Origin of the sequence: Vibrio sp. 10N.286.48.C11, from assembly GCF_041469805.1 — a bacterium.
Taxonomy (GTDB): Bacteria; Pseudomonadota; Gammaproteobacteria; order Enterobacterales; family Vibrionaceae; genus Vibrio; species Vibrio crassostreae_C.
In genome coordinates this window covers 1-19,063 of the sequence record NZ_JBFRLK010000041.1, presented here as the reverse complement: position 1 = coordinate 19,063, position 19,063 = coordinate 1, and the positions used below count along the sequence as shown (strand labels likewise).

17 protein-coding genes and 1 pseudogene are annotated in these 19,063 nt (G+C 44.8%); 9 read left to right on the top strand and 9 right to left on the bottom strand.

The window, feature by feature from the left end:
* Positions 1-166: 166 nt before the first annotated feature.
* Positions 167-529, bottom strand: a complete 363-nt coding sequence (locus tag AB4209_RS11950; RefSeq protein ID WP_017059495.1) for a DUF3024 domain-containing protein — start codon at positions 527-529, stop codon at positions 167-169.
* Positions 530-782: 253 nt separating this feature from the next.
* On the opposite strand from AB4209_RS11950, the gene AB4209_RS11945 reads away from it, so the two are divergent.
* Positions 783-1,598, top strand: coding sequence for a phosphate ABC transporter substrate-binding protein (locus AB4209_RS11945; protein WP_017064361.1), 816 nt, complete (start codon positions 783-785; stop codon positions 1,596-1,598).
* A 76-nt stretch (positions 1,599-1,674) separates the two neighbouring features.
* Here AB4209_RS11945 and AB4209_RS11940 read toward each other — a convergent pair whose 3' ends face one another.
* The 3 genes from AB4209_RS11940 to AB4209_RS11930 form a co-directional block, all read right to left on the bottom strand.
* The gene (locus tag AB4209_RS11940; protein ID WP_017059493.1) at positions 1,675-2,361 is read right to left on the bottom strand and encodes a MaoC family dehydratase; all 687 of its coding nucleotides are present in this window, start codon (positions 2,359-2,361) and stop codon (positions 1,675-1,677) included.
* 334 nt (positions 2,362-2,695) lie between these two features.
* Positions 2,696-5,848 (bottom strand): efflux RND transporter permease subunit, encoded by a 3,153-nt coding sequence (locus tag AB4209_RS11935; protein ID WP_372055961.1) that lies wholly within the window; start codon positions 5,846-5,848, stop codon positions 2,696-2,698.
* Between the two features lie 11 nt (positions 5,849-5,859).
* Complete coding sequence (locus tag AB4209_RS11930) at positions 5,860-6,996, bottom strand: efflux RND transporter periplasmic adaptor subunit (protein ID WP_372055959.1); 1,137 nt, start codon at positions 6,994-6,996, stop codon at positions 5,860-5,862.
* A gap of 259 nt (positions 6,997-7,255) precedes the next feature.
* On the opposite strand from AB4209_RS11930, the gene AB4209_RS11925 reads away from it, so the two are divergent.
* Entirely contained in the window at positions 7,256-7,699 is a 444-nt protein-coding gene (locus AB4209_RS11925) for a dCMP deaminase family protein (RefSeq protein WP_372055957.1), read from the top strand.
* A 143-nt stretch (positions 7,700-7,842) separates the two neighbouring features.
* Here AB4209_RS11925 and AB4209_RS11920 read toward each other — a convergent pair whose 3' ends face one another.
* The 3 genes from AB4209_RS11920 to pepT all read right to left on the bottom strand — a co-directional run bounded on the left by AB4209_RS11920 (position 7,843) and on the right by pepT (position 10,582).
* Positions 7,843-8,685 (bottom strand): mechanosensitive ion channel family protein, encoded by an 843-nt coding sequence (locus AB4209_RS11920; protein ID WP_004731751.1) that lies wholly within the window; start codon positions 8,683-8,685, stop codon positions 7,843-7,845.
* Between the two features lie 120 nt (positions 8,686-8,805).
* A complete protein-coding gene (locus tag AB4209_RS11915; RefSeq protein ID WP_017064357.1) occupies positions 8,806-9,273 on the bottom strand; it encodes a DM13 domain-containing protein in 468 nt (155 codons plus the stop codon).
* A 76-nt stretch (positions 9,274-9,349) separates the two neighbouring features.
* Complete coding sequence (gene pepT, locus AB4209_RS11910) at positions 9,350-10,582, bottom strand: peptidase T (protein ID WP_372055955.1); 1,233 nt, start codon at positions 10,580-10,582, stop codon at positions 9,350-9,352.
* 348 nt (positions 10,583-10,930) lie between these two features.
* On the opposite strand from pepT, the gene AB4209_RS11905 reads away from it, so the two are divergent.
* The 3 genes from AB4209_RS11905 to AB4209_RS11895 all read left to right on the top strand — a co-directional run bounded on the left by AB4209_RS11905 (position 10,931) and on the right by AB4209_RS11895 (position 13,412).
* The gene (locus tag AB4209_RS11905) at positions 10,931-11,077 is read left to right on the top strand and encodes a hypothetical protein (protein WP_017059486.1); all 147 of its coding nucleotides are present in this window, start codon (positions 10,931-10,933) and stop codon (positions 11,075-11,077) included.
* Between the two features lie 372 nt (positions 11,078-11,449).
* Positions 11,450-12,502: an aldo/keto reductase gene (locus tag AB4209_RS11900; RefSeq protein WP_032545660.1), complete on the top strand. Its 1,053-nt coding sequence runs from the start codon at positions 11,450-11,452 to the stop codon at positions 12,500-12,502.
* 175 nt (positions 12,503-12,677) lie between these two features.
* The gene (locus tag AB4209_RS11895; RefSeq protein WP_102320729.1) at positions 12,678-13,412 is read left to right on the top strand and encodes an RNA methyltransferase; all 735 of its coding nucleotides are present in this window, start codon (positions 12,678-12,680) and stop codon (positions 13,410-13,412) included.
* A gap of 96 nt (positions 13,413-13,508) precedes the next feature.
* Here AB4209_RS11895 and fdxA read toward each other — a convergent pair whose 3' ends face one another.
* Positions 13,509-13,832: a ferredoxin FdxA gene (gene fdxA / locus AB4209_RS11890; RefSeq protein WP_017064356.1), complete on the bottom strand. Its 324-nt coding sequence runs from the start codon at positions 13,830-13,832 to the stop codon at positions 13,509-13,511.
* 253 nt (positions 13,833-14,085) lie between these two features.
* Here fdxA and AB4209_RS11885 point away from each other — a divergent pair, with 253 nt between their 5' ends.
* The 4 genes from AB4209_RS11885 to AB4209_RS11870 all read left to right on the top strand — a co-directional run bounded on the left by AB4209_RS11885 (position 14,086) and on the right by AB4209_RS11870 (position 18,339).
* Positions 14,086-15,717, top strand: coding sequence for an NAD(P)/FAD-dependent oxidoreductase (locus AB4209_RS11885; protein ID WP_048606003.1), 1,632 nt, complete (start codon positions 14,086-14,088; stop codon positions 15,715-15,717).
* Between the two features lie 196 nt (positions 15,718-15,913).
* On the top strand, positions 15,914-17,110 hold the full coding sequence (locus AB4209_RS11880) for a DEAD/DEAH box helicase (protein ID WP_017059482.1): 1,197 nt from the start codon (positions 15,914-15,916) through the stop codon (positions 17,108-17,110).
* Positions 17,111-17,243: 133 nt separating this feature from the next.
* Positions 17,244-17,645 (top strand): PPC domain-containing DNA-binding protein, encoded by a 402-nt coding sequence (locus AB4209_RS11875; RefSeq protein WP_372055953.1) that lies wholly within the window; start codon positions 17,244-17,246, stop codon positions 17,643-17,645.
* Positions 17,646-17,715: 70 nt separating this feature from the next.
* Positions 17,716-18,339 carry a PolC-type DNA polymerase III gene (locus AB4209_RS11870; RefSeq protein ID WP_372055951.1) on the top strand — a complete coding sequence of 208 codons (624 nt, stop codon included), beginning with the start codon at positions 17,716-17,718 and terminating at the stop codon, positions 18,337-18,339.
* 65 nt (positions 18,340-18,404) lie between these two features.
* On the opposite strand, the pseudogene AB4209_RS11865 reads toward AB4209_RS11870, so the two are convergent.
* A pseudogene (locus AB4209_RS11865) lies at positions 18,405-19,043 on the bottom strand (DUF6279 family lipoprotein); the annotation flags it as partial.
* Positions 19,044-19,063 lie beyond the last annotated feature (20 nt).

Below are 19,063 nucleotides of genomic sequence, written 5' to 3'. Positions count from 1 at the left end.
TGATGTGGACGTCTTAGTTGGGAACTGGTGTAAACCAAGTGGCTTCAATATTAAGCCACTTGGGTGTGGGATGAGATGATTTGGCTTTGGGATTCAGTGGTTGAGTTTTGATACTCATTGATTCAGCTTTGCGAGCAGGCCACCAGCAAACGTGAAAACAGAGTGACTATGACCAGAAGTACGATTTAGGGTCTTTTTCTATTTCCGCCAAAATAGCATCAAGATCCTTCGATTTAGGAAGGTACGGATACGGCCCCCAATTCACAGAGTCGGTTTCGACATCCCCTTCAAGCGGCACCATCACTAACCAACAAGACAGCGACTCATCAAAAGTCACGCAGACGATCTCGTTTGTATAATCACTGTGAGATGAGTCGAGTAGATAATGCGCCTGAGAAAACAGCACACCACCCTCACACTCTTCATATAGGGATTTGCCTAGCTCGACAGGTAAACTTCGATTTCGAGATGTACAGAGCCTCTCGGCCCCAATTAAAAGACGATTCAGCTCGATATGAATGACGGACATAACACCCCTTGTAACTTCATAGAAACTTCTAAGTAGTGAATTCCTCTACTTAGCTTAGGACTCAACAAACATTTTAGCGAACAAGCGTAATCAAAATACCTGCCCTGCTCCCAGAAACGAATCTTGCTTTCGGAAACCCAGAAAGCTACGACTCATCAAGCGAACAGCTATACATCGAGAGTATGGAATTTCACAAAAGTGTCATATAACCGACCTATCATATGCGACAAATGTTATTAACTAGGAGTTGTTTATGTTACGAGTCGCGCTTGCCTCTCTTTTATCCTTAGCCCTGTCTTCTCATGCTGCTTTAGCACAAGAAACCACTATTTCGGGCTCCACTTCAGTATCACGAGTGATGGATGTATTAGCTGAGGAGTACAACAAGACTCACCCTGATAACTATATTGCGGTTCAGGGCATTGGTTCTACAGCAGGTATTACCATGGTTAATAAAGGTGTCTCTGACATCGGTATGAGCTCGCGTTATTTAACCGACCGCGAACAAGACGAGAAGTTGAAGGTATTTCCAATTGCCTTTGACGGCCTAGCTGTAGTAACTAACCGCTCAAACGCTGTAAGCAACGTTACACGTGAGCAGCTGTTCGATATCTACAAAGGCAAAATTACGAACTGGAAAGCTGTGGGTGGCGCAGATCAGCCTATCGCAGTTGTCACTCGCGAAGCGTCTTCTGGCTCACGCTATAGCTTCGAAAGCTTGCTTGGTTTAACGAAGATCATTAATGACCGTCTAGTGTCTGACATCAACCCAAATAACTTGGTTGTAAACAGCAACAGCATGGTTAAAACGATTGTTAACCATAACCCACACGCGATTGGTTTTATCTCTGTTGGTTCAATCGACCGTTCGATTAAAGCAATTACATTTGAAGGCGTAGAGCCAACATCTAAGAACATTGCTAACCACAGCTATGAATTGGCTCGCCCATTCTTGTTGCTGCACAAGACAGACTCAGTTTCTGACGAGAGCAAAGACTTCATCAAGTTCGTGAAGTCAAAGCAAGGGCAAGACCTTATCGAAGAGTACGGCTACACTCGCATTAAATAAGTGAGTGAGTTTTATCTTATGAAAAAAAAGAGAGAGCATTAAGCTCTCTCTTTTTTTTGGAATCTATATGGTTCGTTTAGAAGTGAAGTTGAATCACTGAAACGATCACAGCGCCAGGACGACGAATACCTTCGATTTCGACGCGAATTTCGCGTTCAATCTCTAGGCCTTTCTTAATTGGCGTTACTTTTGTTAGCGTACTTTTAGCACGAACATTACTGCCCGATTTAACAGGGTATGGGAAACGTACTTGGTTAAGACCAATGTTTACGACCATCTTCGCTGTTGGGAATTGAGACTTGTCAGGGTCAACACTGTCAGTCAATCGAGGAAGCAGAGATAAAGTTAAAAAACCATGTGCGATGGTTGTTTTGAACGGAGAGTCTGTTTCCGCTTTTTCAGGCTCAGTGTGAATCCACTGCATATCTTCAGTAACAAGGCCGAACTGGTTAATACGGTCTTGACTTACATTGATCCAGTCGCCAGTATGGATGACTTCACCGATCTGTTGATTAAGCTCATCAAACACAAGTTGTGCTTCTGGCTTAAGTACGATCGGCTGTTCCACCGGCATCTCTGGTGCATCTTCATTGACAGCAGGTTTGTGGTGATCACGAACCCACGCAAAGAAATGGCTATTTTGCGTACGATTAAGAAAGTCGCCCCAGTAATCTCTAAGAGCTGGAGACATCCATTGCATAAACTCTGAGTGTTGCGAAGACATGCTATCGCCTCGGTGTTTAAATAAATCAATGACTTTCATAAGAACCTCAATGCACAAAAAATTTCAATATAACTTCGTAATTTTGAAACACTTCACACTATTGTGCAAATGTTTTCGAGCATACAACCGTTAGCTGAACCTTGTTAAAATCATATTAAACATATACTTACCAATAAAACATCATTTTATTACAAAACCCAAATTAGAGTGTTAGCTCTATCACATGACAAACATTTGTTTATATAAAAGGCGTTTTTATTCATAAGTGGAATAAAAAAAGGCTTAGCGCAATACTAAACCTTAGTTTTTACAAGGAATTAGTTTTCCGAGGGTTGGTCTTGTAAGAGACGAATCTTACAAGACACTCAATCCCCTATTCGTCATCAAGCGGAACCAGCTTGGTATTACCACCGTGTGCTTTCTCACGCTTACGTTGCACGAATGCGTAGAAGCCAGGGATTAGGAACGTACCCGCCAGTAATACACATAACAGGCCGCCGATCAGTGAAATACCCAGAGAGTTCTGACTCACGTGACCTGCGCCCGCAGCGAAGATAAGCGGGAAGATACCTAAGATGAACGACCAAGACGTCATGTTCACAGCACGGAAACGCAGTGTACCGCCCTTCACCGCCGCATCTTCAATCGGTGCGTCTTTCTCTTCACGCTCCACCTTTGCGAATTCCACAATCAAGATTGCGTTCTTCGCGGCCAAGGCTATCAAGAGAACCAAACCTATTTGTGCATAAAGGTTCAGCGGAGTGCCCGTTAGATTCAATGCCAAGAAGGAGCCTAAGGTTGCGACAGGTACCACGAGGATAATCGCAATCGGAATTGTCCAACTCTCGTATTGAGCCACCATAAACAGGTAGATGAAGATCAGAGCCAGTGCGAAAGCAAAGATCGCTTGGTTACCTGCTAGTACTTCTTGGTAAGCCATGCCTGTCCATTCGTACTGGTAACCTTGTGGCAGAACTTCTGCAGCTACACGTTCCATCGCCGCAATCGCATCACCACTTGAGTAACCCGGCGCTGGTTGGCCTTGGATCACTGCACTGCGGTACATGTTGTAACGCCATGCTACATCAGGTTCGAAGATCTGGTCGTAAGTCACCAATGTGCTTAACGGGATCATCTCGCCATTAGACGAACGCACGTGGAATCGTTGTAGGTCATCCATGCTGCTACGGTGTTCACTGTCAGCTTGCATGGTGACACGGAAGTTCTTACCAAACATGGTGAAATCATTCACGTACAACGAACCAAGGTTACCTTGTAATGTTTGGAAGATTTCCGACAACGGAATACCAAGTTGCTGCGCTTTCTCACGGTCAATATCGACATAGTAGTGAGGTACGTTCGCACGGAAAGTACTGAATGTGTGTGAAATCTCAGGCTGTTTGCTCGCCTCAGCTATCACGTCATTCATCACCATAGCAAGATCAGTACGGCTTCGGCCTAGCGTATCTTCAAGTACAAACTCGAAACCAGACGCGGCCCCCATGCCCGGAACTGCAGGAGGCCCCATCGCAAACACGACAGCTTGAGGAAGTTCAGTCGCAGCACGACCATTAATACGCTGTGAGATAGCCTGAGCAGAGTGTTGACCATCCAGTGCATTACGCATGTCCCAATCGTGAAGCTTGATGAACATTGACGCACCATTCGACGCAGAAGCGCCCGTCATAAATGCGTAGCCGTTAACCAGTGTTACACCATCAACACCCGGCTCTTGTTCAACCATTTCAAGCAGCTGCTTAGTCACTTCTTCGGTTCGAGACAAGGATGCCGCGTCAGGAAGCTGAACGTTAACCAGCAAAATGCCTTTATCTTCTTGAGGTACAAACGCCGTAGACGTTGTCTTCGCAAAATAAGTCACAGCCGCCAAAGCCACAAAGAAGAAAGTGAACAGCAGAACGCCTTTCTTAACTAAGAAGCCAGCCACTTGACCGTATTTGTTAGTAACAGACTCTAGACCACGGTTAAATGCTTGGTACCAACGCGCCGTGTTACCACCACCCTGCTTAAGAACCAGTGAACACAATGCAGGTGATAGCGTTAATGCGTTAATTGAAGAGATAACAACCGCGATACAGATAGTCAGAGCAAACTGACGGTACATGATGCCAGTAATACCAGGAAGCATTGCAACAGGGATGAATACCGCAAGTAGAACCAAGGTCGACGTAATGATCGGCCCCGTTACTTCTTTCATCGCAATAAGCGTGGCTTTACGCGGTGAAATGGTTGGGTCTTTAGCCATTGTGGTATCAACGTTCTCGATAACCAAGATCGCATCATCTACTACGATACCAATCGCTAGTATCAAACCAAACAGGGTTACCGTGTTGATGGTGAAACCCGTCATCTGCATGATGGCAAACGTACCAATCAAAGATACCGGAATCGCAACTACAGGAATCAAGGTTGCACGCGCACTACCCAAGAACAGGTACGTTACCGCAATAACCAGCAAGATGGCTTCGATTAAGGTCTTTACTACCCCTTTGATCGACTCAGCAACAAACAGTGTAGTGTCGTAACTTGCTTCATACGCCACGCCTTCTGGGAAGTTCTTGCTTAAGTTTTCCAGCATCGCCATCACAGCTTTGCCACTTTCCAGCGCGTTAGCGTCTGATTGAAGTGACAGCGTTACGATCGACGCATCTTGACCACGGTATTTACCATTACCGTCGTAGAACTTTTTACCAAGCTCAACACGTGCAATGTCTTTTAAGTAAACCGTTGAACCGTCTTGAGTTGCACGAAGAACAACATTTTCAAACTCATCAGCTGTTTCTAATCGACCTTTTGTTACCAAGTTGAACTGCACTTCTTGTGCGTTGTTATAAGGTGCAGCACCAATACGGCCTGCAGCAACTTGAACGTTCTGCTCTGCCAACGCGCGATTCACGTCTGAAGTGGTGATATTGAGGTTAGCCATTTTCTCAGGATCTAACCAAACACGCATCGCGTATTCACCACCACCCAACACGTTAACTTCACTGATGCCCTTCACACGAGCCAGTTGGTCTTTAATGTTTAGGTTAAGGTAGTTGATCAAGAATTGATCGTCGTACTCACCGTTTGGCGAATAGAAGTTCAATACCATCAAAAGGTCTGGTGAACGCTTTTTAACGGTGACACCCACCATTCGAACTTCTTGCGGAAGCTTCGATTCGATTTGAGCAACTCGGTTCTGAACGTTGACCTGAGCCATATCTGGGTCAGTACCAACATCAAAGGTCACATTAAGGTTGTATGAACCATCGTTAGCGCTTTTAGAAGACATGTAGATCATATCTTCAACGCCGTTAACCGACGTTTCTATGGGGTCGGCTATCGCCTGTTCTACTACTTCAGCACTTGCACCTGTGTAGAATGCGGTAACACTTACAGAAGGCGGGCTGATTTTTGGATATTCCGCCACTGGCAAGATAGCGAGAGAAATCGCACCCGCCAGCGTTAAGATTATGGATATTACAAGGGCAAACTTAGGCCTTTGAATAAAGAAACGACTCAACATAACTACGCCCCTTACTCAGCTTGTTCAGCAGAAGCTTGAATGCGAACAGACATACCATTGCGAACACGCTGTAAGCCTTGAGTGATCACTGTGTCATTCTTCTCCAGACCGGAATGAACAATCACACCACCTTCAACCTGACGACCCATTTCGATGTTTCTACGCTCAGCCACAGGAGCAGCTTCGCCTTCAACTAACACCATAACAAAGTCGCCTTCAAGGTCGGTTTGAACCGCGCGGCGAGGAATGGTTACGACATCAATAGATTGCTTCTCACGCAGATCAACACGAACGTGCTGACCAGGAAGCAATTGCTGGTCTGGGTTATCGGCAATAGCGCGCATCGCGATCGTACCAGTGTTTAGGTTGATACGGTTGCCCAAGAAATCGAGCTGACCTAGATGTTCGAATGCTTCGCCATTTTCAAGCATGATTTGCACTTCAACACGATCAGAATCGCTGCTGCCGTCACCTTCAATTCGGTCCATACCTAACTCAATACGCTCACGCTCACTGATGCTGAACGATGCATGGATTGGGTCTAGGCTAACCAAAGTTGTCAGAACACCTGAAGACGGTGAAACTAGGTCACCTTTACTTACTTTAGTGTCACTGATTCTTCCAGAGAAAGGCGCGATAATTTTGGTGTGAGAAAGCTGGACATTCGCGGCGTTTAACTGAGCTTGGCTTGCTTCTAACTGTGCTTGAGAACCTAATAGGTTTGCCGTTAATGCATCAAATTCAGATTGAGAAATACTGCCCTTAGGAAGTAGGTTCTTACCACGATTGAAATCAAGTTCGGCTTTTTTAAGGTTGGCATTCGCTTGAGCAACAGCCGCTTTCGCGCTTGCTACTTCTGCTTCAAATGATGAAGGCTCAATTGAGTAAAGCAATTGCCCCTTCTCGACCATTTGGCCTTCTTTGAAATGGCGGCTTTGCAGGTAGCCAGAAACTTGTGCAGTAATTGCCGTGTCTTCAACGGCTTCAATACGACCGATGTACGACTTACTTTGTTGGTGAGAAACGACGCTAACATCCTGTACAGCTACGAGAGGTAAAGGCGCTTGCTTGGCATTCTGAGCATCTTGCCCACATCCAGCAAGAATAAGAGAGCTTGCAAGAGCCGTAAGGATTAACTTTTTACGCATGGTTATACCGTCACTTATGAGAAATTGAACAGCATAAAAGTTACGTAACACAATTGCTTCAAATGTCCGAGGAATATCAATTATAACTGGCCAAAGTGTATCAATATGTTAATTGAAACCAAGTGCTTATAAAGTGATTACAAACACGCTACAATTCCTAAGTAAATCAATCTCTCAGCTTTTGTTCTCTATGGATATTGTCTAACATAATGTATTGTCAGACAGATAAGCATTCACATTTAATTGTTAAGGAATTCTCATGATTTCAAAATGGGCTAAACGTTTCTATCAAATGGCGGAATTGGTCGGTTCTTGGAGTAAAGATCCTTCAACTCAAGTCGGCGCCGTAATCACTAAGCACAACCGCATTGTTTCTGTTGGTTTTAATGGCTACCCACATGGCGTGTCTGATAGTGCGGATACTGATGACAGAGAGATGAAGTACCTCAAGACACTTCACGCTGAAGAAAATGCGATCTTATTCGCCAAGCGTGATTTGGACAGCTGTGAAATCTGGGTGACTCACTTCCCTTGCCCAAACTGCGCAGCGAAAATCATCCAAACCGGTATTTCTGCGGTTCACTGCCCAGAGCAAAGTGAAGACTTTCTTTCTCGCTGGGGAGACAAAATCAAAGTGAGCCAAGATATGTTTGAGCAAGCTGGTGTGGAAATAGACTGGCTACCACTCGCTGACCTAGACTGATATCGAAGCTGAATTTCAGATATAGAAAAGCCGAGAGTCGATCTTATCGCTCTCGGCTTTCTTTTACTTTTAGAGCCTTACATTTCGAACATGAAATGCGTAAACAACATAAAGCGTTAGTTAGGATTAAGCGTTAATTGGGGTCAAACGCTAGTTGGAAAGGCCTCTGCGTACGCTTCCATAAAGTCTTTACGAATATCTTGCTCAAGATGAATCGCTTTTTCGGTCGGACAGAAGATCATAAAGTGCACTTCTTGCTCACCCGTCGAACTGCTCGTGATATGGATATGAGGCTCAGATCCCGGAAGGTCAACGCCAGCGTGTTTTTCGATCACACCGTTATAACGGCGCGCGACATCGATAAACTCTTCACAATGCTCTTCAATTTTAACAATAAGGCCCGGCACCATTGGATATAGGTTAACGAAGTCTTTTACCGTCACAAAAAAGTTATGATAAACGTAGCGCTTCATGAAATTAAGGTTCTTGACCGGGTAAGTGAAGAACATGCTATTGGGCAGCGTAGCGGTCTTACCTGTGAAATGGTATTGCCCGTGATATAGGTCGATTTCCTGAATCACAGTCGCCATCAAGTTGTGCTCAATCACCTCGCCGCTGATTTTGCCTACTTCGATCCAGTCACCAATTCTAAATGAACGAGAGCTTGCGCGTTGAATCGACCCCGTAAAACACAAGATGATCTCTTTTGAAGCTACCACGATTGCAACAGCAATGGCGGTGACCGACAGTGCAAATTCGCTGATTTCAGATTTCCACAGCACAAATAAAGTGACCATAATAATGGCAAACGTACCGTTCTTGGTACGTGACATCCAGTTACGTTGATCTTCACTGAGAAAAGCGACATCACCACGGATTCGAGACAGAGTGATTCGTCGGATAATTAATATAATGCAGATGATCAGCACACTAAAAATAAACTTATTAGCGAGTAAGAAATCGATCACTTGCCACAACTTTTCCATTACGTATTCCTTAGCATTACAACGACGAGCTTTACAACGATTAGCGGAGACTTCGCTATGAAAAAGCGCTCAAAAATAGAGCGCTTTTTTACGTACCTAAATCAGCTATTGGTAAGGCTATCATTTTATCTTGGCAGAAGTAATAAATTGGCCAAAAGTTTCACACCAAATCACAACCGTATTAAATCGATTAAGATCAGTACCTTCGGGAAGCTCAACCATAAAGCGGTCGAATGTTTTCACATCTCCGACTCTCAATAACTCGTTCTTGCTGTCATTGAAAGCGTGCTCGGTTTCAATGAACTTAGGCGAGAGATAAACCTTGTAATCAGGTCCCGGCGCCAATTCACCTTCAAAAGCGATCGCACTTTCGGATACTGAGACGATGCCTTCTCCCCAGTGCAAGAAGTCACTGTCTTGTCGATCTTTAGTGAACTCGCCCGTGTAGATAGCCTGCTCACTGATCGCTTCAACAGAACTTGAGGAAGGAGAATCAGGCTCAATCAAGATAGGCAATGCGTAAACACCTAGCCCAAAACCAACAGCACCCACGGCTAAGTGGGTGCAAAGTAAAACTAACTTTTTCATCGCGTACTCCCTTATGCTTAAAGAGAGTATTATTGAATACTCTCAAAAATACAAAGAGATATAACGCTCTGATGTTCTATTTTTGGTAATGCGTTGCTGTACGTTGTGACAGTTCAACAATCACTTTTACCGCTTGCTCCATGCCTTGAATGGTAATGAACTCATGAATACCGTGGAAGTTGTAACCGCCAGTAAAGATATTCGGACATGGTAGCCCCATGAAAGATAAGCGAGCACCGTCTGTACCACCTCGGATTGGTTTAACCATTGGCTCGACATTGCACTCAATCATCGCCTGCTTGGCCAATTCAATAATATGTTGATGCGGTTCAACCATCTCTTTCATGTTGAAGTAGCTATCGGTTAGCACCAGCTCAACACGGCCTTTCTCAAGGCGCTCATTCAGCTCATCGACTTTCTGCTGCATGAATGCTTTACGCGCTTCTACACCCTCACGTTCAAAATCACGGATGATGTATCCCAGTTCAGAGCGAGCCACACCCATTTCCGCCGATTTCAGGTGGTAGAAGCCTTCATAACCTTCTGTGCACTCTGGTGTTTCTTGCGCAGGCATCATCAATTGGAATTGCGCTGCAATGTTCATCGAGTTCACCATTTTATCTTTTGCGGTGCCCGGGTGAACGTTCACGCCATGACAGATAACATCGGTGCTCGTGGCATTGAAGTTCTCAAATTCCAACTCCCCTACTGGGCCACCATCGATGGTGTACGCCCACTCGGCGCCAAATTTTTCAACGTCAAACAGGTTCGCACCGCGACCAATCTCTTCATCCGGCGTGAAACCAATGCAGATGTCGCCGTGTTTGATGTCTGGATTCGCTTTCAGGTAAGCAATTGCACTGATGATTTCAGCGATGCCCGCTTTGTTGTCGGCACCAAGCAGAGTTGTGCCGTCAGTCGTAATCAGGTCGTGACCATGTAAAGAATCAAGATCTGGATACTGGCTTGGGTTCAAACTCTCGCCACTTTCCCCTAATTCAATCGTTCCACCTCGGTAATCTTTAATCACTTGTGGTTTCACGTTGGCGCCTGATGCGTCAGGAGCGGTATCCATGTGCGCCACAAAGCCAATCGCAGGCACATCGTAATCGACATTCGACGGCAGTTTCGCCATCAAGTATCCATTGTCATCTAAAGACACATCAACTAAGTCTAATGCCACCAATTCTAACTTTAAGGCTTCAGCAAAGGTAATTTGACCCGGTGAACTTGGGCATTGCTGATTAGAAGGATCGGATTTGGTATCAAAAGTAACGTAATTCAGAAAACGTTCTACAAGCTTTTCCATAATTCATCTCACCATGGATTAAGTAATTGATTTACTGACTTAATTATTATGTCGATAAGTGATACATCGTTAAATAAATACGAGCACAGAGTCAGTAGCGAGGGTTTTCATCTTACGCCCCTGACCATGTATGTAATTGCTCTAAATCATTATTGTGCGAAATTAGATGCGCTTCCTATACTTGAAAACAGAGGGTTTCGTCAGTTCAACATTGCATACGGATGATAAGAGATCGCTTTGTACGCATTCTACGCCCTCCGCTCTCAGCCTAACAAAAGTACAAAGTGGATGATGATCACAATTTATCCTTGATGCAGAATCTGTCATACGTTACACGGAGACACAGTTATGACGATTAATAAATATTTCATTTTCTCTCCTCAAGCCTCTGAGGAAACGCTTCGACCAGTATTAACTGAGAAAGAAGTTCAAAGGCAGGAAGCTCTAAGACAGGCGCAGATCCAGGGTGGATTAGACACAAACGCGACCTCGTAACTCAATGAATACCTAGCACTATTAAGACCCCTATAAAAAAGCTCTACGCTCTATCCGGTAGAGCTTTTTTTATTTTTGATCTGTTCTCCTCTCCCCCACTCCCAAACAAGCTGAACATTAAACCTTCGCTCATTGCTTGTTGTTCTTCACTTCTCGATCACCAATTGGCTCATAGTTTCTCGCGAATGTATTTTCACGCATTGCACACACTAGCTTGCAGCGCTGAGAAATGACTCACTAAACTCCCCGATGCCATACCTTGTCGTGTCATTTTGTGCTAATAATTCATATTCGTTTTCATTCCTCACTCGCCCTCTTTTCAAAACTATAATGCGAGTACCAGAGAACCTAACCACAGGAACCCCGAATTCAATGGAATATTCAAAGCTAGGAAGTAGTCAAATTCCCGTTTCCCGTATCTGTCTTGGCAGCATGACTTGGGGGCTACAAAATACGCAGCAGCAAGCCGACCAACAGATCGAATACGCATTAAGCCAAGGTATTAACTTTATCGATACTGCAGAGATGTACGCGGTTCCACCTTCTCCAGATACCTACGGAAAAACAGAAGCGATCATTGGTAACTGGTTATCGCGTAACCCACAGCGTCGACAAGAGTTGATCATTGCGAGTAAAATTGCCGGGCCAGGGCTTCCTTGGGTTCGAGATGGCGGCCCGATAACGGGTGAAGCGGTGATCGCAGCCGTTGACGCATCATTAAAACGCCTACAAACAGACTATATCGACCTTTACCAACTTCATTGGCCAAATCGTACAACGCCTCACTTTGGTAAGCATTTCCCGAATCACATTCGATTCAGTGATATTGACCGAAAGCAGCATGAAGCTGAGATGTTGGAAATCCTACAAGCACTGGCAAGCTGCATTAAGGCGGGGAAAATTCGCCATGTCGGGCTTTCAGATGATTCTACTTGGGGCATTAACACATACCTCAAGCTGAGCGAGAAACACGATTTGCCACGTATGGTTTCGATTCAGAATGAATTTAGCTTGCTGCACGCAAAAGACTGGCCATATCTGATTGAGAACTGTGTGCATGAAGATGTCGCTTACCTGCCATGGTCACCTTTAGCTGCAGGCATGTTGAGTGGAAAGTACATCGATGGCGCAAGACCGGAAGGCAGCCGTTGGACTTACATGCAACGTAAAGGCATTTTTCGTGATACTGAATCTGCCAATGAAGCGGTTAAAGGCTATGTTGAAGTGGCGAATGCTCACGGGTTCACTCCAAGCCAACTGGCATTGGCTTGGTGTAATCAAGTTGATGGGGTGACGTCCACTATCATTGGTGCAACGACCATGGAGCAGCTAAAAGAGAACGTAGCCGCTTTCAGTAAACCGTTATCAGAAGAGATCCTGACTGATATCAACACAGTCTTTAAGCGCTACCCTGCTCCGTATTAGGCTGTCAGTTCAGCTTAACTTAAGTAAGTAAATCCCATAAGAGCGCGCTATTTAGTGCGCTTTTCTTTTTTAAGTGGATCGCTTTTGCTTTTTATATGGATCGCATTGAGCTATCACGCTTTTGGTTCGCTAACCTTTGCTCTATAATGCGCGGGCTTATATCTAGGATAAAAACATGATTTCAAAAAACCAATTAAAACTCCTTCGTGCTTTGGGTCAAAAGAAACAACGTAAAGCCCACGGCCTGTTTCTAGTTCAAGGTGAAAAGAACGTTCTTGAGCTGTTCAATAGTGACTTAGTGGTGAAGAATGTCTTTGCTACCGCTGATTTCTTATCTGAAAATCATGCTTCACTGATTGAGTTTGATTGTGTTGAAGCCTCGCTGGATGATCTAACCAAAGCGAGCACTTTGGTCAGTAACAACGCAGCGATTGCGGTTGTTGAGATCCCAACGTTTGAACTACCAGAAGCAACAGGACTGATGATTGCGCTTGATGGCGTTTCAGACCCTGGCAACCTAGGTACGATTATTCGCGTAGCAGACTGGTACGGCATCAAGCATATCGTTGCGAGCAGCGATTGCGCAGACCCATACAACCCTAAAACGATCAGCGCGACTATGGGCAGCTTTGGCCGCGTACACGTAAGCCAAACAGACTTACCAGCTTACTTAGAGCAAGCGAACCTACCGGTTTACGGTGCTTTCTTAGAAGGTGAAAGTGTTCATAAGACTGAGTTTACTGCTAACGGCATTTTATTGATGGGCAGTGAGTCTCACGGCATCCGTGAACACGCGGCTAAATACGTGACTGATAAGATTACGATTCCAGCATTCGGTGGCGCAGAGTCTTTGAACGTTGCAATGGCGACAGGCATTATTCTCGACAACATGCGTCGTCAGCACTGCTAGACCTCTAAGCTAACTAGCCAATCGACAGTGTTCAGATATTAAAAAAGGCGTATTGATTAAATCAGTACGCCTTTTTATTTGAGTTCTTTTCAACAATTACTTTTCTAGCATTGCCAACTTATCACACACACCATTCCACTTTTCAGCGTCATCCATTGGTGCTTTTACTTCCGTTTGCACAGGCCAAATCTCAGCGAGCTCTGCGTTCACTTCGATGAAGATCTTTTGATCTTCTGGCAGTTCGTCTTCTTGGAAGATTGCTTGAGCATCACATTCAGGTACACACAAGCCACAATCAATACATTCGACTGGGTTGATTACCATGAAATTTGGGCCTTCATGGAACGCATCTGCGGGGCACACTGCCACACAGTCTGTGTATTTACATTGAATACAATTATCGCCTACGACAAATGCCATGATGCTCTGCTCTATAAGTTAGTCAAAATTGAAGAATGGGGATAATACTCATCCCAAAGCAAAATTCAACATCATACGGCTCTAATATCGTGTCTATTTGCTCCATGTTTCCAAATTAGTATGACAGATAAATCAATTTCTCGTAAAATGCGCGCCATTGTGAGCTTATCGCTTCTTTGAACATCAGCGTTTCCATCAAACTCTGTATTAAGAAACGATCTAGCTAAGACACCTATAAAAACGAGACATCGAAATGATACGTTTAACCGAAATTAAACTCCCACTAGACCATGAAGAGTCTGCTATTCAAGACGCTATTGAAGCGAAACTTGGTATTAACTCTGATCAGGTACTCTCTTTTAATATCTTTAAACGTGGCTACGATGCTCGTAAGAAATCAAAGATCTTACTTATCTACACGCTTGACGTTCTCGTTGAAAACGAAGCTGAGTTGTTAGAACAATTCATTAGCGACCCGCACGTAAAAGTGACTCCTGATATGGAGTACAAGTTTGTTGCTAAAGCGGTTGAGAACCAAACTGAGCGCCCTGTGGTTATCGGTTTTGGCCCATGTGGTCTATTCGCTGGCCTAGTGCTTGCTCAAATGGGTTTCAACCCAATCATCGTTGAGCGTGGTAAAGAAGTTCGTGAGCGTACGAAAGATACCTTTGGTTTCTGGCGTAAGCGTACGCTGAACACAGAATCAAACGTACAGTTTGGTGAAGGCGGCGCAGGTACTTTCTCTGACGGTAAGCTGTACAGCCAAGTTAAAGATCCAAAGCACTACGGCCGTAAAGTAATTGAAGAGTTCGTTGCTGCGGGTGCACCAGAAGAAATTCTATACGTAAGTAAGCCGCACATCGGTACCTTTAAACTGGTTACCATGATCGAAAAGATGCGCGCTTCTATCATTGAACTTGGTGGCGAAATCCGTTTCAGCACTCGTGTTGACGACGTTCATATGGAAGATGGTCAAATCACTGGCCTAACGCTTTCTAACGGTGAAGAGATCAAATCTCGTCACGTGGTATTGGCTGTTGGCCACAGTGCTCGTGACACGTTTGAAATGCTGTACGATCGTGGCGTTTACATGGAAGCGAAGCCTTTCTCTGTTGGTTTCCGTATCGAACACAAGCAATCGATGATCGATGAAGCTCGTTTCGGTAAGAACGCAGGCAACCCAATCCTAGGTGCTGCGGACTACAAACTCGTTCACCACTGTAAGAATGGCCGCACTGTATACAGCTTCTGTATGTGCCCAGGTGGTACTGTGGTTGCTGCAACGTCTGAAGAAGGCCGCGTAGTAACGAACGGCATGAGCCAATACTCTCGTGCAGAACGTAACGCAAACAGCGCGATCGTTGTAGGTATCGACCCAGAGCGTGATTACCCAGGTGACGCACTGGCTGGTATCCGTTTACAACGTGAACTAGAAAGCGGCGCTTATGTTCTTGGTGGTGAAAACTACGATGCACCAGCTCAAAAAATCGGTGACTTCTTGAAAGGTCGCGATCCAAGTGCAATCGGTGAAGTACAACCGTCATTCACGCCGGGTATCCACCTGACTGATATTTCAAAAGCGCTGCCTGATTTTGCTATCGAAGCGATTCGTGAAGCAATCCCAGCGTTCGAGAAGAAGATCAAAGGTTTCTCTACGCCAGACGGCCTACTTACCGGTGTTGAGACACGTACGTCTTCTCCTGTATGCATCAAACGTGGCAAAGACTTCCAAAGCATCAACCTTAAGGGCTTCTTCCCGGCTGGTGAAGGTGCAGGCTACGCAGGCGGTATCCTGTCTGCTGGTATCGACGGCATTAAGGCCGCAGAAGCGCTAGCACTATCAATGGTAGAGCAGAACCAAGCTGAGAAGATTGAGATCGCTTAAACGCTTTCGATAAACCCAAGCTAAATAGCGAACACCCAAAACTGAAAATCCAGTGTCTTGTCGACACTGGATTTTTTTATGTGCATGTGACTAGCGGTGAGCAAGCAACATGGTAGAATGCCGCCATTAATCTTATCCTTGTATAAGATTGTTAAACCTTTCCATCGCTATTTAGCCAAATCATACCGAGAAACTTATGCCATTTTCCAAGCTTGGATTAAGCTCACCTATTGTTAAAGCCGTTGCAAAACAAGGCTATGAAAAGCCAACCTCTATTCAAGAAAAAGCAATTCCGATTGTTCTTTCTGGTAAGAACCTTATTGCTGCAGCACAAACAGGTACAGGTAAAACTGCGAGCTTTGTTCTCCCTATCTTAGAAATGCTAAGCAAAGGTGAAACGCAGCGTAAAAAACGTATCCGCGCAGTTATCCTGACACCAACGCGTGAGCTGGCAGTTCAGGTTGAACAGAACATCACTAAGTACGCGAAGTTCCTAAACCTAACATCACTAGCGATGTACGGTGGCGTGTCTTACCAACACCAGAAAGATCGTCTTATTGAAGGCGTGGATATTCTTGTGGCAACACCAGGTCGTTTGATCGACATGTACGGACAACGTGCCGTTCACTTTGATGAAGTGGAAGTACTGGTTCTAGATGAAGCTGACCGCATGCTAGACATGGGTTTCATTGAAGACATCAACAAGATCATCGCGCGTCTACCACAAGACATCCAAAACCTGCTGTTCTCGGCAACGCTTTCAACGCCAGTGCGTGCACTAGCGAAAAGTGCAATCAGTGAAGCGGAAGAGATTTCGATTGCCAAGACTGATGCGTCTAAAGCGAACATTGAGCAATGGTTGGTAACGGTAGATAAAGACCGTAAGTCAGCACTATTGAGCCACATGATTACCGAAGGTAACTGGGACCAAGCGCTTATCTTTATCGAAACCAAGCACGGCGCGGCTAAGTTGGTTGCTCAACTTGAGAAACGTGGTATTCAAGCGGAAGCGTTCCACAGTGGACGTAGCCAAGCGATTCGTGAAAAGATTCTGGCTGACTTCAAGAAAGGTCGTCTAAAATATCTAGTTGCAACAGGGGTTGCTGCTCGTGGTATAGATATCGATAATCTAAGCCGCGTAGTGAACTACGACATCCCATTCCCAGCTGACGACTATGTTCACCGTATTGGTCGTACAGGCCGTGCTGATGCATCTGGTGAAGCGATCTCTTTCCTATCGAAAGATAACTTCAAGAACCTGTGTATTATTGAAAAACGTCTTGGTCACTTGATTGAACGTCGCGTTGTTGAAGGTTTCGAACCACGCAAAGAAGTACCCATTTCAGTATTGAACTTCGTTCCTAAGAAGAAAAGAGAACAGCAACAAGACTAAGTAATTTCAGCGACAGAAAATGCAAAGTTGCATTAACCAAAAGAAAAGTCGCGTTAGCCAAAATGAAAATAAAACGAAGCCCTATGTGGCTTCGTTTTGTTCTTTGAAATACATATAACGTTGAGGCAATAAGATGATCACTCCTATCGCAACGAGATTAACCCGCGGCCAAGACCTAAAGCTAGAGATCCAGAGGCTAGTGACAGCGCACAATATCTCCGCGGGCTCTATTGCGTCTTGTGTCGGATGTGTTTCTCAACTCAATATTCGCTTAGCTAATGCCAACAACACCAAGCTAGTTCAAGCTCCGTTCGAAATAGTCTCGGTGATGGCAACGCTAACCCCAAACCACCAGCATATTCATATCTCCGTTGCTGATGAGAATGGCAATGTAATTGGTGGGCATTTGCTTGAAGGGACGATTATCGCGACCACGGCTGAATTGATTGTTCACCGCTACGATACTTTGACCTTCAGCAGAGAGCACGACGATTCGACGGGTTACACTGAACTTACTATCGGCACTAGCAAATAACTGATTGACCCATAGCAACACCAAACGCCCCATGTAAAGCGATACTACCAAACAGCAATTAGGAAACACGATGGCTTCAAACTCCGCAGATTCCGTTATCGTTCTCGATTTCGAAACCACAGGCTTATCACCAAACATGGGTGACCGAGCGATTGAGATCGGTGCGGTTAAACTCGTTAACGGCGAAGTCGTTGACACCTTCCAACAACTCATGAATCCAGGGTTTCGTGTGAGTGGCTTCATTGAAAGCTACACCGGCATTACTAACCGCATGCTGAACACCGCGGCCAGTTGCAGTGAAGTGATGGATGAGTTTGCAGACTTTATTCAAGACAGTCAGCTTATTGCTCATAATGCATCGTTTGATAAACGCTTTCTCGACGCAGAATTAGATAATATTGGTCGCGATTACAATGGACAGTTCGCTTGCTCAATGTTGATAGCTCGTCGTCTAATCCAAGACGCACCAACTCATAAGCTAGGCGACCTTGTGCGTTTCAAAAATATCGACAACGACGGTACTTTCCACAGAGCGTTAGCCGATTCAGAAATGACAGCAAGGTTGTGGTTATTGATGATTGATGAATTGCAAAGTGATCACGGCATTCAACAGCCAAGCTTTCAACTGATGCAGAAAATATCTAGGACAGCCAAAGGTTCGATTCCAAAACTACTGATGAGCAACAGGGGTTAGGTTCCGAAATTCAGTTTGATGAAAGGCTAGCTCGATAATGACCGCTAGCCTTTAAAAAGAACGCTCTACTCTTGCAATGACTCCAACGTTCCTTTGAGGCTTTCTAACTCATTCATAAAATACGCCCACTGCTTGTTACTGCTGGTCGCGGCCATATCTACTAAAAACTTGGCTGATGTTTCCATATTTTGGTTAAGCTGCGGCTCAAGTTCAGCAGGATAATAAGCTTCATTGTTTAAAAGCAACTTCATAATAATTGGCTGAGCAATATGTAGGTCGCTCTTCTTTGCCATCAGCGTCGTTAGCTCTTGATAGATGTTGTTTTTATATTGTCGCCAACTGCTATTGGTATTTACCCACTCTTTAGACCAAGCCAAAATAATCTGTTTTTGTTCTTTCGATACTGAACCCAACCACCGTTCTGCACGCTCTTCTATTCTGTTTCGGTATCGCTCTCTCGAATCGTCATCGTTCAACGACAACCTTTCTTCATAATAGTCTTGCTGCTTTTCACGAAAGTTCTTTAAAAACTCCCTGTCTTGCTTAGGGCTAAGCTGCATACTCAAGGCGTAAATATCTGGAGCGAACTTATTGACGATTGTGCGAATATGCTCTTTCGTTTGTTCACTTTGGCCCACAATAAAAGCGGGATTCATATCCGACCGTTCTACGTTTTGAATCGCTTCTAATTGCGAGATGTACAGAGCAGGGCAAGATCATGAAA

Excerpts from the sequence above, each read along its gene's own strand:
- AB4209_RS11950 (WP_017059495.1), bottom strand. The coding sequence starts at position 529 with ATGTCCGTCATTCATATCGAGCTGAATCGTCTTTTAATTGGGGCCGAG.
- AB4209_RS11945 (WP_017064361.1), top strand. The coding sequence starts at position 783 with ATGTTACGAGTCGCGCTTGCCTCTCTTTTATCCTTAGCCCTGTCTTCT.
- AB4209_RS11940 (WP_017059493.1), bottom strand. The coding sequence starts at position 2,361 with ATGAAAGTCATTGATTTATTTAAACACCGAGGCGATAGCATGTCTTCG.
- AB4209_RS11935 (WP_372055961.1), bottom strand. The coding sequence starts at position 5,848 with ATGTTGAGTCGTTTCTTTATTCAAAGGCCTAAGTTTGCCCTTGTAATA.
- AB4209_RS11930 (WP_372055959.1), bottom strand. The coding sequence starts at position 6,996 with ATGCGTAAAAAGTTAATCCTTACGGCTCTTGCAAGCTCTCTTATTCTT.
- AB4209_RS11925 (WP_372055957.1), top strand. The coding sequence starts at position 7,256 with ATGATTTCAAAATGGGCTAAACGTTTCTATCAAATGGCGGAATTGGTC.
- AB4209_RS11920 (WP_004731751.1), bottom strand. The coding sequence starts at position 8,685 with ATGGAAAAGTTGTGGCAAGTGATCGATTTCTTACTCGCTAATAAGTTT.
- AB4209_RS11915 (WP_017064357.1), bottom strand. The coding sequence starts at position 9,273 with ATGAAAAAGTTAGTTTTACTTTGCACCCACTTAGCCGTGGGTGCTGTT.
- pepT (WP_372055955.1), bottom strand. The coding sequence starts at position 10,582 with ATGGAAAAGCTTGTAGAACGTTTTCTGAATTACGTTACTTTTGATACC.
- AB4209_RS11905 (WP_017059486.1), top strand. The coding sequence starts at position 10,931 with ATGACGATTAATAAATATTTCATTTTCTCTCCTCAAGCCTCTGAGGAA.
- AB4209_RS11900 (WP_032545660.1), top strand. The coding sequence starts at position 11,450 with ATGGAATATTCAAAGCTAGGAAGTAGTCAAATTCCCGTTTCCCGTATC.
- AB4209_RS11895 (WP_102320729.1), top strand. The coding sequence starts at position 12,678 with ATGATTTCAAAAAACCAATTAAAACTCCTTCGTGCTTTGGGTCAAAAG.
- fdxA (WP_017064356.1), bottom strand. The coding sequence starts at position 13,832 with ATGGCATTTGTCGTAGGCGATAATTGTATTCAATGTAAATACACAGAC.
- AB4209_RS11885 (WP_048606003.1), top strand. The coding sequence starts at position 14,086 with ATGATACGTTTAACCGAAATTAAACTCCCACTAGACCATGAAGAGTCT.
- AB4209_RS11880 (WP_017059482.1), top strand. The coding sequence starts at position 15,914 with ATGCCATTTTCCAAGCTTGGATTAAGCTCACCTATTGTTAAAGCCGTT.
- AB4209_RS11875 (WP_372055953.1), top strand. The coding sequence starts at position 17,244 with ATGATCACTCCTATCGCAACGAGATTAACCCGCGGCCAAGACCTAAAG.
- AB4209_RS11870 (WP_372055951.1), top strand. The coding sequence starts at position 17,716 with ATGGCTTCAAACTCCGCAGATTCCGTTATCGTTCTCGATTTCGAAACC.